This is a genomic window from Secundilactobacillus odoratitofui DSM 19909 = JCM 15043 (assembly GCF_001434895.1).
Classification (GTDB): Bacteria; Bacillota; Bacilli; order Lactobacillales; family Lactobacillaceae; genus Secundilactobacillus; species Secundilactobacillus odoratitofui.
Window position 1 is genome coordinate 329,193 of the sequence record NZ_AZEE01000027.1, and the last position, 16,242, is coordinate 345,434.

A 16,242-nucleotide genomic window follows, 5' to 3' on the forward strand; every position below is an offset into this window, starting at 1 on the left:
AAAATTGGCATTACAACGACGCATCGTTATAACTTAGTCCATTCTAACCCGAAAACGTAATTAAAGCTATTAATGTTACTCTTTTTTTGAGGATAAACCTTAATTTTTTCAAAAATTTCACTAACTTGTGATGTAGTTAAAAGTTTTCATTTTGGATTGACCATCAAGAAAGCTGTTCCTTCAAATGGTAATTTACTACCAACTTTGATTTGACCTTTCAATATAAAATCAAGTCTAAAAAAGTCTACTAATTCTTTCGATATTTTCAACTTTGTTTCCATAACAATAAATAGTAAAACGACCTGCGTTCCCATCATTGAGAACTTTCAGGCCGTTTCATTGTTTGCGCCACTAATTGGCGCAAGGTTATTTCTGTGCTGACCACAAGTAGATGGCCAGTAAACCCAATTCTGGGCACCTAAGTTGCAATGCTGCGTATAGTGCTAACAATACAAGCATCGGTTGTACGTGTTTTGCCATATCCCTCGCCCCCTTGACCGTTCACTTGCGAAGACAGAATGAATTAGGGGCGTTATTGGTTAGGCGCTGTAGATGGTGTTGGTCTTAATGTTGACGTAAGCACCACTAACTGGTTTACGGTATAGCTGGGTGCCGTTACGAGTGAATAAGTTAAGCTCAGCAATCGTCTTCATGGCTTCACCAACAGTATCACTTGGTAAATCCTGTGCAGCCTTCGGAAAACTAAAGGTATGCAATTTGCCTTCGTCATCTTTGAATCGTAATTGTAATGTGGCGGTTAAACTATCAATAATTGGAATCATCGTCATCTCTCCTTATGGGTTAAATTAAGCGACTGGCGTCTTGGTATCAGTTGTGGCAACAGTGGCTGAGTCAAGGTGCAGATTAGTGAGCGATTCGACCACTTTTCCAAACATCTTGATTTGTTCATCCGCTGGTTTTTGAACCACATTACCAAAGGTCAAGCGAACTTTTTCGCCGCTGTCATTCACCATGATTAAAGCTAGGTTGGTCTTATTCCACGTTGTGTTCATCTGTATCACTCCAAGTTTAGTTTAGTAAGTGTTGGCCAACGCCTTACACTGATACAAACAAATGAGTGAGGAAAAGTGTAAAGTGAAATTGTGGAAATTTAGTCGGTTAGAGACTGAAATGCAAAAGAGTCCGCCTCAATTTGCACCAACCCCAAGTTTTCGGTAGAATATAGAAGTTAATACCAAATGAGAAACAGGAGGCTATTTATATAATGGCTCAACGGCTTGTATATCCAGCAATTTTTGATCCAACAGCGATTTTAAACCACGTTCAAATCACAATGCCAGACGTGCCCGGCGTAAAAGTATTAGGCACAAGCAACGAAGATGCCGCCAACAAGGCCGCAACGGCTGCCGGCAAGCTACTTATTAAACTAAAAGATGAATTACCAGTACCAAGCACCCCAAACGAGTTAGAGGTAAAACCAGGTCAATCAGTAAGTTTTATTGTGTTAGACTTGGATGACTTTAAGTAAAAAAGGTGCAGAACCAAGCGTTTAGAGACTGGCGCACAAAGAGAACCCACCATAAAGCCCGAATTTGGCTTTATGGTGGGTTCTCTTTGTGTGCAGGTCTTTGATTTGTGTCGCCTGATTAGGCTATATCTGAGTGGTGTCCCACATTCAAACTTAACTATCCGTTAGCACCCATTCTACTCACTAGCGCTCAATTAAGTTAAACCCGCTTCGCCTACCCCCGAATCTGCGGATAAAGCTCAACAAAAGCACCATTTTCAACCCGATCAGCCAACGAAAAAGTGGCCCACCACTTGCCGAATCCCTTCGACGAGCAATGAACCACTCTCCCTAACTTGCCACTTCTGTCTGATCAACTATCTTCCAGCCATCAAGCAGCTTGTCACTATTAATATACTGTTCCACGACCCACTTGGGACGCTTAGTGATTTGGGTAACCATCTGAAGGCTATCCGTCCGGTGTACAAGGTGCTCCTCTGGCTTGGTGATAACGTAACGTTTCGCCACGACCATTGCCCCCTTTACAAATTCAAGGAAGTTACACAACTCGATATCGTACTCGATCACTTACCGGTAACAGAGTGTAGTGTAACACTTTTTTTGTAATATTACAGGCGAACACGGTTAAATTTTGTTAGCGGTTGATCTATTCACGCCATTTTCACTATCACATCAGTATTTCAAAGACGTATCAATTTCTTTCAAATCACTTTTCAGCTTCCCAAGCAGACCGCTTATGCCGTATAATGTGTTTACGATTAAAAAACAGAAAGGGGTTGGCAGGTAATGGATGCCCAAACCAGTAAGATCGAACGTAATGATAATGGTGATTTAATGCTTAAACTTCCAGCTGAACTCCTCAAACAACTTGATTTAACAGCGGGCGATCAAGTTGACCTTGTCCCAACTGCAATGGGCGTTGAGGTCCGTAAAGTGGGCCAAGATATCCCACAGTTCTGGGACCCATTCTCCGAATCAGTGAACGAATATCAGCGCGCCTTGAAGATGATCAAGGACGGTGTGAGTGATTCAAATGACGATGTTCCAACAAAATAATCAAATTTGTGCGTTCGCAACCCTTAAATCTATGCTATAATGAATATCGCTGTGATGGCGGTATTGGTGAAGTTTGGTTAACACACCGGATTGTGGTTCCGGCACGCGTGGGTTCGAGTCCCACATACCGCCCTATATAAAAGAGTGGGCTAATCAGCAGTTAGCTCCCAGAGTGTAAGCAGAAAAAGTACGATTCCTGGACTTGGAATCGTACTTTTTTTGTTTACACGGCCGGGAGCTGCTGATTTGACCACGTTTCAGCCAGAGTGCTAAAACAGACGGTTAGTTCTCAAAACGTAAATGAATAAAGCGTGTTATCGTTGTTTCGACGGTAACACGCTTTATTTGTTTACGTGGCAGAGAGCTGTCTGCTTTTGCACGTTTCGATCAGAGTGGGCTAATCAGCGATTAGCTCCCGGTTTGAAACAACTAATCATCCGCATGTACATCGTAAGCCGCCAACATTTCCTGTACCCCAGGCGCATCCGGATCATGCCGACCTTTGCCAGTATCTAACGATGCTAACTGGGCCATTTCATCTTCATTAAGCGTAAAGTCAAAAATATTGAGATTGCTGCTAATTCGTGCTGAATGTGTGGATTTCGGCAGCACAATAACACCGAGTTGTGTTTCAAAGCGCAGAATAATTTGACCAGCATCTTTTTGGTATTTATTCGCTAATGCGACCACAATTGGGTTTGTTAGTAGTGCTTGATTGCCTTGTCCGAGCGGTGCCCAAGCTTCTAGTTTGACTTGATCATCAACCATCAATTTACGTAACTCGTGTTGTTGAAATAGCGGATTAAACTCCACTTGGTTTACTGCTGGTTTAACATCGAAGTGCGTGACGTAATGTTGCCAAATCTTCGGTGTCATATTTGAAACGCCAATCGAACGAATTTTGCCTGCCTGCTGGGCTGTGACCATCGACTGCCAGGCACCGGGAACATCACCATATGGTTGATGAATCAAATACAGATCAAGATAAACCAAACCCAGTTTCTTCAGTGACAAGTCGATTGCCCTTGTTGTCGGTTCAATACCATAATCCTGTAGCCAAAGCTTGCTGGTAATCCATAGTTGATCTCGAGGAATACCACTATCTCGAACAGCTTGACCAACTTCAGCTTCATTAAAGTAGGCTACAGCGGTGTCAATGTGGCGATATCCCGCCTTCAGCGCTTCACTAACTGCCTTATAAGTAGACCCATCAGCTGGAATTTGGAATGTTCCGAAGCCAATAGCTGGCATTTCGTTGCCGTCGTTCAATTGAATAGTTGGTGTCATATTTTTCATTAATTTTCCTCCTTAAGCTGTCGTAAACTCGACCCGAAAATCTGTTCAATGGTAATTGGATCGCGATGATCAAAAAACTGACTCTCTTGACGGTCCAGTGCACTAATAGCCGCCATTTCCGCAGGTGTTAGATTGAAATCAAAAACCGCGATATTTTCCCGCATACGTTCCTGATGCACCGACTTGGGAATAACCGTAATGCCACGTTGGAGCAACCACCGTAAAACAACTTGTCCAGTCGTTTTTTGGTGTGTTTCTGCAATGTTAACCAGTGCTGGCGCAGTAAAAATATCATGTTGACCCTCTGCGAATGGTGCCCAGGCCTCTACTCTCACACCCTCAGATTGGTTATAGGCGACTTCTTCGGGCTGCTGATACCAAGGATTAACCTCAATCTGATTCACGGCTGGCATCGTCGTCATCGTTAGCATTAAATTTTTAAGTTGATCTGCGTAGAAATTCGAAACCCCAATTGCCCGAATTTTACCGGCTTTTTGTGCTTCTTCTAGTGCACGCCACGCACCCATTGTATCGCCATAAGGTTGGTGCAATAGGTACAGGTCGAGATAATCTAGGCCTAACTTTTCCAGTGAGGCATCGATTCCCCGCTTTGCACGCTGGTAGGTGAAATCTGAGACCCACAATTTGGATGTGATAAAAAGGTCTTCTCGACTCACGCTACTCTTTTGAATCGCTTGACCGACCGCCGTTTCATTCCGATAAGCCGTTGCTGTATCAATAAGTCGATAACCGGTTTGAATTGCAGCTGAAACTGCTGCTTCACATTCAGCTGAATCTGGTATTTGAAAAACACCGAAACCTAGCTGAGGCATTTCAACCCCATTATTTAGTTTAATCGTTGGTATACGTGTCATAGAATTAATTGCCTTCTTTCAATGAGTAATCTCACTATAATGCAGTCAAGGCAAGTTGAAAATTACCAATTAATCATGCTAGTATACAGGCAATGTATACTAACTTGAATTGAGGTGATTTAACATGTTAGACACTTACTTATTAAAAGAGTTGGTAACCTTTGCACAAGCTGGCACACTAGCTCAAACCGCTCGTTTACTGAACGTTACTCAGCCCACGGTGACGCGAGGACTACAAAAATTAGAAAGCGAGCTGGGCGTTACTTTGTTTGATCGACAACCTAATCGTCTCAGTCTAACGGCAACTGGTAAACTGGCTGCCAATGAAGCAGCAACCCTGCTCCAAGCACAACAACTAGCTGTCAATCGTATTCATAACTTTGACGCGAGTCAACGTGTGTTAAAAGTGGGCGCTATCCTGCCTGGGCCACTAGCAGTACTCCACCATTTTGCGGCCGAATTACCACAAAACGTGACGTTACTGCCTCTAGTCGATACTGCAACACCGGCAGAAAATTTACTTAATTCTGAATATAGCCTACTGTTTACCAATCAGCCAGTCGTTGATTCCCGTATTGAAAATCAATTAGTCGGTACTGAACGACTAGCAGTTAATTTAAATCAGTTCATGTTTCAGGCTAATCAGTCAACCATCACCTTCGCCGAGCTTAACAATCTAAGCTTCGTGGTGCTCAGTGACATTGGCCCGTGGCGTGATATCATTCAGCAGCAAATTCCAAAGGCCAAGTTTTTTTATCAAAAAGAACAGGACGCGCTGCGAGAAATTACGCAATATTCCGACTTTCCTTACTTTAGTACAAATATTTCTCAACTTGATGATAACTTTGTCGCACAATCAACGACTCATAATCGCATTTGTTTACCAATAACCGATGAAACAGCTCAGATGCCAATTTATGCCAATTATCTACGATCAAATCAGGCTCAAGTTGCTTCGATTGTGAGCAAACTCAAATCGGTTTGGCCAGTATAACGCATACGACACATTGTGATAACGCAAAAGAAGCATGATTCACAGCGAATGTGAGTCATGCTTCTTTCGTACCTAAGTTTATCGCTTAAAATTAGATTGGTTTTCACTACCTATAATTAGTTGGTTGCAACTTTTACTTGACCATTATCACTTACGATAACTAATTGGGCGGCATGATCATCATTATAAGTCTGCCCCTGTTTTGCAACCTTTTTCCCGTTTAACTGTGCTTGACCGTTTTTAACCCCAATTTTCACACCCGGTACGTGCATACGGGTTAAGGTCGTTGTACCGTTTTTCTTGTTCAATGTGCCATCTTTGAGCACAGTAATGTCATTCATTAAAGTTGTCCCGTTGTTATGGTTAATCGTTAAATGCCCGACCTGCACAGCCGCCATCTTCAACGTACCGTTCAACTGTGCCACACTCATCGTGGTTAACTGACTTGGTACCGTCACCACAATTCGAGCAGACTTGCCCAGTTCTAACTGGTGATTTCCTGCCTGTGACTGTCTGACGGTCACTGTATCGCCAATTTGTTTCACCTGATAATCGTCATTTATAACGTTAGTGGCTTGAATCTTAAACTGTGAACCCGATTTAACCGTCACGACCGCCGTACGAACGTTTACGGCCAAATTTTTAACTTCATGTTTAGCCGTGAACGTTGCGTTGGTTAATTTTTCAACCTTCAACTGGCTTAAGTTAACGCGGTGCGAACTTGCATTAGCCCACCAGACCGTTCCGCCAATCAAAATCGCAACAACGACAATTAAACCAACTAACCAGCCAATGACCTTTTTCATGCTGCTTCCCCCATTACCCACTTTTCTAAGTACGCTTGCACCATCAAAACTAACGTCTCCGTTTGACTCACAAAATTTTCTGCAGTTAAGACTTGATCCAATTCGTTCAAAAAGACCACACCCCGCTTTAAATACTGTTGCTGTGTGTCAGTTAATCCTTGTATCCGAATTTGCTCGTCAAGCCATTCTGTTAACACCTGACTAAACCCATAAGTACCGTCAGCCATTCGTTTTTGATAGGTTTCATGCAGTAGTGGCCCAATCTCGGGTCGGTACCATTCCATCAAAACTTGATTTTGCTTCACAGTTTCAAAAACCGTCCTAACGATCATCGTGGCGCCATCAACCAAGCCAACGCCACTCCGTAATTGCTTGCTCAGATCACTACGGAGTCGTTCATTTTCTGCGTCATAAACGGCCAGAAAAATCGCTTGCTTAGACGCATAGAATTTATAGAATGAGCCGGTCGCAATCCCGGCCGATTTAGCAATCTGTGCAACGTTCGTATGCTTATAGCCGCTGGTTAAAAAAACTTCCCGCGCTGCCGCTAAAACTGTTGACGTCATATTTACCTCCATGAATGAATATTTTATTTCGTTCATTCATATTACCGAAAAATAAAACAATTCGCAAGACCGAATTGTTTTATTCGCGATTAATGACGATCTGGTCGCTGAATTGCCGCAGCAATTGCCGATTCCTTTCGGTGTAAAACCCACGTATACGTAAAACCGGAAACGGCCGAAATCGCCCAGATATACCAGCTGTACGCATTGCCAAACTTCATAAAGGTAAATAGCTCTTCTCTGACTACCTCACCGAGTTCACGCAAAATATGAGCGTTACTGATACGACCTACGTGCCAGATTTCGCAGGCAATCCCGAGCACAAAAACCGCAACCCAGCCAACAATGTACGGCCAATTTTGCTTCACTAAAACGATTGGCCGTTTAAACTTATCGTGCTCAGCAGTTCGTTGAATCGTCACGCCACTTGCTTGGTACCAGCCAATCAACGCCGACAACACCACAATGGGTACCAATAACCCAATCTCACTGGTTTTCCACGACATCGTAATCAAAAACATGATCAGCGAATAGCCTGGTAAGGTGATTTGTTCAAACCGCGAGACTTTTTCAAACTTAAACGCCTTACTGGCCACCCGATAAACCCCGTAAATTAAAATTAAATATAGCAATAACCCCATTATCATTCTCCTTCATGACATTCGTCCATCTCATTAAGCCCGTCTGAGGATTTTTTGTCAATATTTTGAGGTGTTTCAATCGTTGCTATGTCAACGTCTCATTCAATTTTAATATTCAATATGCATGAATAGACTGTTGACATGGTAATCGTCAACTGTTATCTTTAACAGCATTCATACATATTAAAATTTGAATAGAAGAAGGTCATACATATGAGAAAATACGCAATTATCGGCGTCGGACACGTTGGCGCAACAGTCGCTTATACCCTGGTCTGTCAGGGTATCGCTGATGAATTAATTTTGATTGATAAAAATGAGAAAAAGGCCCGTGCGGAACAACTTGATCTTCAAGATACGCAGGCTCGACTCGATTCACATACGACAATTAAGATCAACGATTACGCTGAGTTAGCGGATACGGACATTTTATTTGTCACATCCGGCAATATTCACGCCCTTGATCATGCAAGTGGCAACCGCTGGGCTGAATTTGAATACACCCGTGAAATCGTGCAAGACATTGCACCGAAAATCAAGGCGTCTGGTTTCAATGGCGTCCTAATTGACGTAATGAATCCTTGTGATTGCATCACTTACTTCTTACAGCAAGCGACCGGCTTACCAACTAACCAGGTTTTAGGGACCGGTACCTTCTTGGACACCGCCCGTATGCAAAAGGTAGTTGGCGAAAACTTTAACGTTGACCCTAAAAACGTCACTGGTTACACCTTAGGCGAACACGGCGAGTCACAATTTGTCGCCTGGTCAACGGTGTCCGTGAACGGTCTGCCAATTGAACAATTAGCTGAAGAACGACAATTAGACTTAGCTGACCTCGAAAGCCAAGCACGTGGTGGCGGCTGGGCTGTTCATTCTGGTAAAGGTTATACCAGCTATGCCATCGCAACCTGCGCCGTCAAGTTAAGTCGGGCCGTCCTTGATGACGCCAACCTCGCTTGTCCTTGCTCATGTTACAGTGACAAGTACGGCACATACGTCGGTCACCCCGCCATCATCGGCAAGTCCGGTGTAGTTGAGGCATTACGCCTGCCAATTACAGCTGAGGAGGAAGCCAAATTGGCTAAATCAGCTGGCTTTATCCGTGAGAAATTTGAAACTTTGCCAAGTCAGGAAGCTGTGGAAGAGGCGTAGGTTCGTTTTCTGGCTACCGTGCCGTAACGTGCAAAATAAAGCAGACAGCTAACATATAAAGGCTCCCCCGCATAAACACAAGCTCGGGGTTTATGCGGGGGAGCCTTTATATATCGCTGTCTAACCGCTTTATTTTGCACTCATTTTTTATTGTCCCAGTCCCGTCCTACTAAAATCAGACAGGATTCTCTGAGTGAATTTCTTCAACCTAGCTTTCAAGAAGTAGCCCAGCATCACCGTCACGATGATCATCGCGACTAGCGCGAAAGCGTCCGTGAAGACCGTTTCCATGTTTGGGCCGCCGACTGCTTCCCGAAAACCGCCCACGCTATATGCGAACGGGAAGAACCGATACATGATTCGGTAGAACAATGGGTTTAACTGAATCGGGTACAGTGCACCCGATCCCGCTAACTGGAGGGCGACCAGGAAGATGACAATTGCCTTACCCAGGTTACCGAACGTCGCCGCTAACGTAAATATGATGGTCGTAAAAAGTATCGACGTCAGCGCGCCAAATATCAGCATCACAAACAGGCTTTCCACCTGGACACGCAGGAGTAAGATCGAACTGAAGATGATAATCGCTGTTTGAATCAGTGAAATCGTCCCGTACGTCAGCATTTTGCCGAAATACTCTTCATGAATCGTAATGTTTCTGAAGCGTCGACCCTCGCGTGGCGCCGTTGTGTGCAACACCATCACCAACATGGTACAGCCGACCCAGATTGACAAGGTAATGTACGTTGGCAAGAAAGCTGCCCCAAAGGTGCTGACTTTATAGATACTTTCATCCTTAACGTTAAACAACGTCACCAGTGTATTGCCCATGGTCTTAGGGTTGTTTTGGAGCACCGTAATAATTGATGCGATATCACTATCACTGGTGAGCTTCAATTGATCAGCGATGGTCTTGATGTCGCCTTGATAACTGTCCAGTTTAGACGATAACTGCGCACTGCTATCAGCAATCAGCTGATTACCTTTTATCGCATTGTTCAAGTAGTCCTGGTTGATACCTTTAGCTTGCTGCAGTTCGCTCAAAATCGTCTGTGACTTGGTCACCGCAGAGATCAAGTGGCCACTGATGTTGTTCAAATGGCTCTTCACTGAAGTATTGTACTGTGTCAGTGCTGAATTCAAGTCATTCGTGATTCGACGGCTGTTGGCGGTCGCGCTATTAATGTCAGCTGACGTTAAGCGTCCCGTTTCATTCAGCGTTGATTTGAGTGATTTCAGTTGCGTTTTTTCAGCATTGAGTAATGACACCACGTTGCCCAACGTACTATTCAAGCCGCTGAGTGCCTGCAATTTAGATTGGCCGTTCACACTCTTTAAGAACGACTGTAACGGTGTCACTTGGCCCTTCAGCAGATTGACCTGCGAAATGGCCTGGTTCAAAGTGGCGTTAACTGCGCTCTTACTGCTTGAGCTTGCTGAACTGTTGAGTCGTTTCACGGTACTGTTCAACCGATTAGCACTCGTGGCAGCGCTATTCAAATTCGTGTTCAGACTGTTAAAGGCCTTGTTAATGGTCTTTTGAACGGAATTAAGTGAAGAAATCGTTTCGGTATTGGTCGTCTGCAACACGTCAACGTTTTGAGATGCCGTCATGACTGGCTTTAACCCGGTTAAAATTGCGGCCATGTTGGTCGAAGCATGATTGACTTCGCTCAGCGCACCAGTTGCTAAATTCATACTGTCGTCTAGCGTGATAATCCAATCCTTCAGCTCAAGGATCTCAGCCTTTTGACTCTGTGCTTTATCACCCAGCACATTTAATTTCGAAAAGATCGTCGTGTTGACCGTCTCTAAGAAGTTGGTCTGGACCTGATTCACTAAAGTCTTTGCCGCAGTTTCCGTAATCTTGCCACCCATTGGACTGTCACGACTATTGGCGCGATAGACAATTTTAGCCTTGTGTGGGTTACTACCAGCAATACTTGCCAATGACGCTGAAAAATTAGCTGGAATCACGATTTCGGCGTAGTACTTGCCACTTCTTAGTCGGGTATCCGCCGTTTTAGCGGACGTAAAGCGCCAGTCTAACTGATGATCAGACTTCAGCTGACTGATCACCTGGTCGCCGACATTCAGTTTGGTGCCTGCCAAGGTCGCCCCCTGATCGTGGTTAACCACCGCCACCGGAATATTTTTAATCTCCGACGTGTCGTAGGGATTCCACATTGCTCGGACGTTGATCAACGTGTACAGGCTAGGCAAGATACACAGCGCCAAGAACACAATGATTACCAACGGCGAAGAAATAATGGCCTTAAAATCTCGTTGATAAATTAATTTTACGTTTTCCATTTAAACTTCCTTATATTATCTATAAATTCACGATTGTTGTTTACCTTTAAACATTTTAGGGTAGCAACCGTTTGATTTCAACCAGTCACGTAACGTTACTGAACACTGTTCACAATCTAAATAATCAAACACTCTCTATGTAATTGTCCTAAAATATGGGTGAATCAGCGTGCATAACCCCGTTTACTTTGACAATTCAAGTTGTTGTTACACTGAGGTTACAGGATTTCCAAACGTTTGATGGTATAATGTGAACCATCAAGTTGTTGTAGGCCACTAACCTATTTCATCTTAACTTGACTATCCAATTTTTAAAAGGAGTTTTTCAACATGAAGAAGAAACCAATTTTATTTCTAGCACTTTTATCCGCCGTTTTCTTCCTATTTACAACGACTAATCAAGTTGACGCTAAAACTAAGAGCGCCAAGATTCTATCAACTCGAACACTAACCAAGACACCCTATCATGCTGTCAGTGGTTACCTCTATACCTCAGCTCACTTAACTAAAAAGGCCCACAACGCCGATAATTACCCGTTAACTACCTTCTATGCCACCAAGTCTGACACCGTTCGAAAAGCTAACGGTAACAAAGCCGTTTACTACTACATCAAAAACGGTAACGGCAAGGTTAAAGGTTGGATCTGGCGCGGCCACTTAGTGCGAATCGTGGACACCTCCGCTAAACTCAAACAGTTTAACGCACTCATCTCACTGATTGATTCCACAACCACCAACACGCATAACAAGATTGTTTCAGTTTTGAACACCATTAATAACGACACCACCTTAAGTGATCTGGTGACCAAGTTAACGACTTTGAAGAACAATTTAACTAATAGCTCGGACATTGCGAAGTTAAACGACATTATCACGATCATCAAGAGTGACTTCAGTACCAGTGTGAACGACCTGACGAATCTGGTAAATGCGTTGCACACTGTAAATGGTACCATTTCAACCGCTTTAAACGGTCTCATCGGTAAGCTATCGAGCGCTTCATAGTCAATTAAATTTAACGTTTTAAAATTGTTTTATGGTCTGAGACGCTAACACTCAAGTCTCGGCCGTATGATAAATCTCCCCGTGGGTTCTGGCGATCAGGAATCCACGGGGAGATTTACTTGTTCGCTGGATCTAAATCATTGGCGTTAAGCCAGATTTATCAAGATTCAGCCCACAACAGCACTTTCATTCATTTCCCAACTTATGTAAAATAAAGGCAATCAAAATTATTCCCGGAGGAAAACATGCGCAACCTTTTCAACCTGATTAAAACCGACTTCAGACGCATTTTTCATACGCGTTCTATACTGATCACCCTACTGGCATTTGCCCTCATACCAATGCTGTACGCCGTGCTTAACATCCAAGTTTCCTGGAATCCGTACTCGCCGAAGAATACCAGCCGCCTCAAAATTGCCGTTGTGAACAGCGATGAGGGGGGCTCGTTGAAGGGTAAAACGTTCAATGTCGGTGACCGAATCATCAAACAATTGAAGCAAAACCACGATATCAACTGGGTAATCACCAACGACTGGGCCGCTAACAACGGACTGGATAATGGTAAGTACTATGCGATGATCGAAATTCCAACTGATTTCTCGTCGAAACTATCGACCTTCGCTACAAGTGATCCGCAGAAACCCAGCGTAATTTATAAATCAAACGAAAAATTAAATCCTGCCGCCACCAAGATCATTGGTCAAGCACAAAGTACCTTAACGGACACCATTCGCCAAAACTTCATCAAAACCGGCTCCAAAGAAGCGCTCCAAATCGCCAACCAGGTCGGTGAAAAAGTGCAGACGAAGAAACCAGAGATTTTGCAAATCCGTAGTTCACTGACGGATGCAATCAGCACCATTAACAAAACCCAAAAGACCTTGCAAGACGTGAACAAGACCAACCTAAAAACTAAAGCAGCCCTGCAAGAAGTCAAAACCAATATCCCTAAAATTTCCAGTCAAATTGATGATCTTCAAGCGGTGATCAATAACACCAAGTCGCTGAATTCATCAACGCAACAACTGAACAGCTCGTTAAAAACCACGTTGGCTAACGGTATAAATTCCCTTCAATCTCAGGGCACCAAGCTTCAAAACACACTAAACGCTCTGCCATCTGGAAGTGTCTCTAAGACAACTTTAAACAGCACAACGTCAACAACCACGTCTCTACTCAACGGTATCAACGACACACTCAGTGACAACCTGCGTGTCTTAGATATCATTAATAACTTCATCCCCAACAACCGAACCACTGCACTGATCAAATCGATTGGTTCGGCTAAGCAAAACATTAATAAGCAAAAAGGTTTAGTGAAGCAATTAAAGGCAACCAATTCGACTGCTAAGCAAAAGTCGTTGATCACACAACTTAAGGCTGCCGCCAACACGCTCAACACCGATTTAGATAACACTTACACTGATTTTAACGCCACAACTAGCCCAGCGCTGGACAGCCTTAATAACACGTTGAGTAATAACTTGAACGGTAGCAGTAACGTCGTTCAGTCCATGAAATCGGTATTACCTGAATTAAAAGCTTTGGCAAACGCTGGCAGCATCACTACCTCACAAACCAGCGACATCAGCCAACGTTTAGGCAAGGTCAAAACGACGCTGAAGGCGCTCAACAGTCAGATGAGTTTTCTAAACGAGAAGAACCTTGATTCAGTGATCAAGTTATTGGGGACTGATCCAAGTTTATCCAACATTTTGTCGTCACCAATCAAACTTCAGACTAAAGAAGTCTACCACATGAAAAACTTCGGATGGCAGGTGACACCGTTCTATACCGTCCTCGCACTCTGGATCGGTTCGCTCTTGCTATCAACCATTTTGGCTTGGAAATACATTTTGCCAGATGACAAGAACGGGTTGCACCGGCCAAACCTCCTAGAGTCGTACCTCGGTAAGCTCACAGTTTACCTCAGCATGGGCTTCTTCCAAGCCACTTTCGCCTTTATTGGTGAGATTGCGTTAGGCGTTCGACCGGCGCACTGGTTCTTATTCTTACTGGCGTTTTACGCGGTCAGTTTTACGTTTACCATTATGATGTTCAACCTAGTCTTTATGTTTGGTAATGCCGGAAAAGTAATCATTGTCTTGCTGATGCTGATACAATTATTCGGTACTGGTGGTGTGTATCCACTGGAGGTCGTGCCAAAAGACCTGGCCGCTCTGGCGCCGTTCGTGCCGTTCACCTATGGTATTCAGCTCTTCCGTGAAGTCATGACGACACCTAACTGGGCTGTCATCGGCCACGACGTTTTGATGTTATTCGTCTTCATCGTGGTCTTCACTGCCATCATGCCGCTTCGACGCGTGTTCGAGAAGCGTGTTTACCAGATGGAAGAGGATTTGAGGAAGTCGCGGTTATGATTAATGTATTTTAGTTCAACACGAAGCACTCATCGACTACGGTGAGTGCTTTTTATATTGTAGTACTGGTTAGACGTTAACTGCCGCCTCCGGCAGCCAGTGGGGTTGGGCGTTAGATGCTGTGGGACCGGTTTCAGCCGCTAACGCGTCTTCCACCTCGCGTCAGAGCCTTGCCAAGTACGCAAGTCTCTGACCCGTCCAGTACTTGTAACCGCTACGCGCTAACAAGTACTAGTCGCTGCTACTAACGCCCAACCCCACTGACTGCACTCCGGCTTACCATAATGTCAAACTAAACAGTTACTTTACTTTGTCCAATCATTCAAAACACAGTGCCTATTGAAAAATAGGTGCACTGTGACGTGAACCTCAAGTTGGACAACCATTCAAATCTGGAGGTCTGACTATGATTAACTTCAATAATTAGCTCGTCGCCCGTTCAATCAACGTACAAAATGACCGCTTCAATTCGCTATGAATGCGCCTATTTTATAATAGGTCGTGTATTCATCTCTCAAGTTAATGGACACCTGAGCTTCAACACACACTCAAACATCCAAGAGATATCCCTACCTCTTCGTAACGAAAACGGAGACAAGCGGGCTTTTTTCGCAGCAGTGACAAGTGGCACTTGGCGCTTTAGCGCTTAGAGCCACTGGACGGTTCTAAGACTCGGCCTTTGAGGCTTAGAACCGAAGCGGAAGCCCCGTGCCTTCCGGGGCTGCAGCTGGTCCCACAGCAGCGAAAAAAGCCCGCTTGTCGAAGTGACAGTGGGCGTAGCGCACGTATTTTTTTAATTTTATGTCTGAACAATATCCATAGAAAAAGGCCGCATGACCTTCGTCATACGACCAAATAGTAATTTATAAGTTACGTTGCGTAAACACTTTATACCCCGCCCACAAAAACAGCGCAATATAAATGACGTTACCCAACAACATTTGCCAAGCTTGCATGTTCAACAACGGCTGATAGACCCCTGGGTGCGCAAGCATCTGCGGATAAAGGAGCATAGTCAGTGGATTCCACTTCGTCCAGTCCCATTTTTGAATCAGCATGGTCAATAATTGGGTCACAATGTTAGTGGCAAAGTAGCCAATAATCCCAACTGAAACCGCAGCCGCCGAGTTCGTAAACAGGTTGGCCAATAGAAATACCAAGCTCAGCAACAGCCACAACGTGATGAAGGTGGCAGCCGAAACTTCTAAGCTTTGAGCAAAAATGCTCAGCCCGTGGCCCGCACTCTGGTGGATACTTAGCTGGTGTCGGAAAAGCATCAGTTTTAACAACATAGCCACACCCAAACTTAAGATGTACCAGTATACACTGTACAAGAGCATCGCCAACCACTTGCTGACCAAAATTTGGCCACGACTATAACGTCTATATAAGACTTGTTTCATCGTGCCAAACTGAAATTCCATGGTGATGATGGTCGCAGTCGCCGCAATCATGTAAAAAATAATGATGGGACGTGCAAAGTACAGCGACTCAAAGGTGCTGGCTGGCACAAACGTCTTTGGATAAACTTTCGATAAAATTGCGAATAAAATCTCAACCGCAACCAAAAAGCCCGTGCTGATCCACGTACTTTTCTTACGGGTAAGTTTAAAAATTTCTTGTCTTACTAAGGTCCCCAATTCAACTACCTCTTTCAAAAAATAA

Annotated in this window: 16 protein-coding genes and 1 tRNA gene; 7 read left to right on the forward strand and 10 right to left on the reverse strand. The window is 44.1% G+C overall.

What is annotated here, in order from left to right:
* Window positions 1-539 precede the first annotated feature (539 nt).
* Together FD04_RS03835 and FD04_RS03840 are read right to left on the reverse strand one after the other, a co-directional pair.
* Window positions 540-782, reverse strand: coding sequence for a DUF2922 domain-containing protein (locus FD04_RS03835; RefSeq protein ID WP_054699219.1), 243 nt, complete (start codon window positions 780-782; stop codon window positions 540-542).
* 24 nt (window positions 783-806) lie between these two features.
* A complete protein-coding gene (locus tag FD04_RS03840; RefSeq protein WP_054699217.1) occupies window positions 807-1,013 on the reverse strand; it encodes a DUF1659 domain-containing protein in 207 nt (68 codons plus the stop codon).
* 212 nt (window positions 1,014-1,225) lie between these two features.
* Here FD04_RS03840 and FD04_RS03845 point away from each other — a divergent pair, with 212 nt between their 5' ends.
* On the forward strand, window positions 1,226-1,489 hold the full coding sequence (locus FD04_RS03845; RefSeq protein ID WP_054699215.1) for a hypothetical protein: 264 nt from the start codon (window positions 1,226-1,228) through the stop codon (window positions 1,487-1,489).
* A gap of 330 nt (window positions 1,490-1,819) precedes the next feature.
* On the opposite strand, the gene FD04_RS12435 is transcribed toward FD04_RS03845, so the two are convergent.
* A complete protein-coding gene (locus tag FD04_RS12435; protein ID WP_156660395.1) occupies window positions 1,820-1,996 on the reverse strand; it encodes a hypothetical protein in 177 nt (58 codons plus the stop codon).
* Window positions 1,997-2,275: 279 nt separating this feature from the next.
* Between FD04_RS12435 and FD04_RS03850 the strand changes: the two genes are divergently transcribed.
* Together FD04_RS03850 and FD04_RS03855 are read left to right on the forward strand one after the other, a co-directional pair.
* Window positions 2,276-2,545 (forward strand): hypothetical protein, encoded by a 270-nt coding sequence (locus tag FD04_RS03850; protein WP_054699213.1) that lies wholly within the window; start codon window positions 2,276-2,278, stop codon window positions 2,543-2,545.
* Window positions 2,546-2,602: 57 nt separating this feature from the next.
* A tRNA-His gene (locus tag FD04_RS03855) sits at window positions 2,603-2,677 on the forward strand.
* A 297-nt stretch (window positions 2,678-2,974) separates the two neighbouring features.
* Here the strand turns inward: FD04_RS03855 and FD04_RS03860 are convergent.
* On the reverse strand, window positions 2,975-3,832 hold the full coding sequence (locus tag FD04_RS03860; protein ID WP_156660400.1) for an aldo/keto reductase: 858 nt from the start codon (window positions 3,830-3,832) through the stop codon (window positions 2,975-2,977).
* An 8-nt stretch (window positions 3,833-3,840) separates the two neighbouring features.
* On the reverse strand, window positions 3,841-4,716 hold the full coding sequence (locus tag FD04_RS03865) for an aldo/keto reductase (RefSeq protein WP_056947150.1): 876 nt from the start codon (window positions 4,714-4,716) through the stop codon (window positions 3,841-3,843).
* A 124-nt stretch (window positions 4,717-4,840) separates the two neighbouring features.
* Between FD04_RS03865 and FD04_RS03870 the strand changes: the two genes are divergently transcribed.
* Complete coding sequence (locus FD04_RS03870; protein ID WP_056947153.1) at window positions 4,841-5,710, forward strand: LysR family transcriptional regulator; 870 nt, start codon at window positions 4,841-4,843, stop codon at window positions 5,708-5,710.
* 116 nt (window positions 5,711-5,826) lie between these two features.
* Here the strand turns inward: FD04_RS03870 and FD04_RS03875 are convergent, their stop codons facing one another.
* From FD04_RS03875 to FD04_RS03885, 3 genes are all read right to left on the reverse strand, one after another.
* Window positions 5,827-6,516 carry a DUF4097 family beta strand repeat-containing protein gene (locus FD04_RS03875; RefSeq protein WP_054699209.1) on the reverse strand — a complete coding sequence of 230 codons (690 nt, stop codon included), beginning with the start codon at window positions 6,514-6,516 and terminating at the stop codon, window positions 5,827-5,829.
* Complete coding sequence (locus tag FD04_RS03880; protein ID WP_056947155.1) at window positions 6,513-7,082, reverse strand: TetR/AcrR family transcriptional regulator; 570 nt, start codon at window positions 7,080-7,082, stop codon at window positions 6,513-6,515. The genes FD04_RS03875 and FD04_RS03880 overlap by 4 nt, the downstream gene beginning before the upstream one ends.
* An 89-nt stretch (window positions 7,083-7,171) precedes the next feature.
* Entirely contained in the window at window positions 7,172-7,723 is a 552-nt protein-coding gene (locus FD04_RS03885; RefSeq protein ID WP_054699205.1) for a hypothetical protein, read from the reverse strand.
* A gap of 213 nt (window positions 7,724-7,936) precedes the next feature.
* Between FD04_RS03885 and FD04_RS03890 the strand changes: the two genes are divergently transcribed.
* The gene (locus FD04_RS03890; RefSeq protein ID WP_054699203.1) at window positions 7,937-8,878 is read left to right on the forward strand and encodes an L-lactate dehydrogenase; all 942 of its coding nucleotides are present in this window, start codon (window positions 7,937-7,939) and stop codon (window positions 8,876-8,878) included.
* Window positions 8,879-9,025: 147 nt separating this feature from the next.
* On the opposite strand, the gene FD04_RS03895 is transcribed toward FD04_RS03890, so the two are convergent.
* The gene (locus tag FD04_RS03895) at window positions 9,026-11,191 is read right to left on the reverse strand and encodes a YhgE/Pip domain-containing protein (protein ID WP_054699201.1); all 2,166 of its coding nucleotides are present in this window, start codon (window positions 11,189-11,191) and stop codon (window positions 9,026-9,028) included.
* Window positions 11,192-11,521: 330 nt separating this feature from the next.
* Here FD04_RS03895 and FD04_RS03900 point away from each other — a divergent pair, with 330 nt between their 5' ends.
* Window positions 11,522-12,196, forward strand: coding sequence for a hypothetical protein (locus tag FD04_RS03900; protein ID WP_056947157.1), 675 nt, complete (start codon window positions 11,522-11,524; stop codon window positions 12,194-12,196).
* A 245-nt stretch (window positions 12,197-12,441) separates the two neighbouring features.
* Complete coding sequence (locus FD04_RS03905) at window positions 12,442-14,577, forward strand: YhgE/Pip domain-containing protein (protein ID WP_056947159.1); 2,136 nt, start codon at window positions 12,442-12,444, stop codon at window positions 14,575-14,577.
* Between the two features lie 863 nt (window positions 14,578-15,440).
* Here FD04_RS03905 and FD04_RS03910 read toward each other — a convergent pair.
* On the reverse strand, window positions 15,441-16,217 hold the full coding sequence (locus tag FD04_RS03910) for an ABC transporter permease (protein ID WP_056947162.1): 777 nt from the start codon (window positions 16,215-16,217) through the stop codon (window positions 15,441-15,443).
* Window positions 16,218-16,242 lie beyond the last annotated feature (25 nt).

Coding starts and splice junctions, on each gene's coding strand:
- FD04_RS03835 (WP_054699219.1), bottom strand. CDS start 782: ATGATTCCAATTATTGATAGTTTAACCGCCACATTACAATTACGATTC.
- FD04_RS03840 (WP_054699217.1), bottom strand. CDS start 1,013: ATGAACACAACGTGGAATAAGACCAACCTAGCTTTAATCATGGTGAAT.
- FD04_RS03845 (WP_054699215.1), top strand. CDS start 1,226: ATGGCTCAACGGCTTGTATATCCAGCAATTTTTGATCCAACAGCGATT.
- FD04_RS03850 (WP_054699213.1), top strand. CDS start 2,276: ATGGATGCCCAAACCAGTAAGATCGAACGTAATGATAATGGTGATTTA.
- FD04_RS03860 (WP_156660400.1), bottom strand. CDS start 3,832: ATGACACCAACTATTCAATTGAACGACGGCAACGAAATGCCAGCTATT.
- FD04_RS03865 (WP_056947150.1), bottom strand. CDS start 4,716: ATGACACGTATACCAACGATTAAACTAAATAATGGGGTTGAAATGCCT.
- FD04_RS03870 (WP_056947153.1), top strand. CDS start 4,841: ATGTTAGACACTTACTTATTAAAAGAGTTGGTAACCTTTGCACAAGCT.
- FD04_RS03875 (WP_054699209.1), bottom strand. CDS start 6,516: ATGAAAAAGGTCATTGGCTGGTTAGTTGGTTTAATTGTCGTTGTTGCG.
- FD04_RS03880 (WP_056947155.1), bottom strand. CDS start 7,082: ATGACGTCAACAGTTTTAGCGGCAGCGCGGGAAGTTTTTTTAACCAGC.
- FD04_RS03885 (WP_054699205.1), bottom strand. CDS start 7,723: ATGGGGTTATTGCTATATTTAATTTTAATTTACGGGGTTTATCGGGTG.
- FD04_RS03890 (WP_054699203.1), top strand. CDS start 7,937: ATGAGAAAATACGCAATTATCGGCGTCGGACACGTTGGCGCAACAGTC.
- FD04_RS03895 (WP_054699201.1), bottom strand. CDS start 11,191: ATGGAAAACGTAAAATTAATTTATCAACGAGATTTTAAGGCCATTATT.
- FD04_RS03900 (WP_056947157.1), top strand. CDS start 11,522: ATGAAGAAGAAACCAATTTTATTTCTAGCACTTTTATCCGCCGTTTTC.
- FD04_RS03905 (WP_056947159.1), top strand. CDS start 12,442: ATGCGCAACCTTTTCAACCTGATTAAAACCGACTTCAGACGCATTTTT.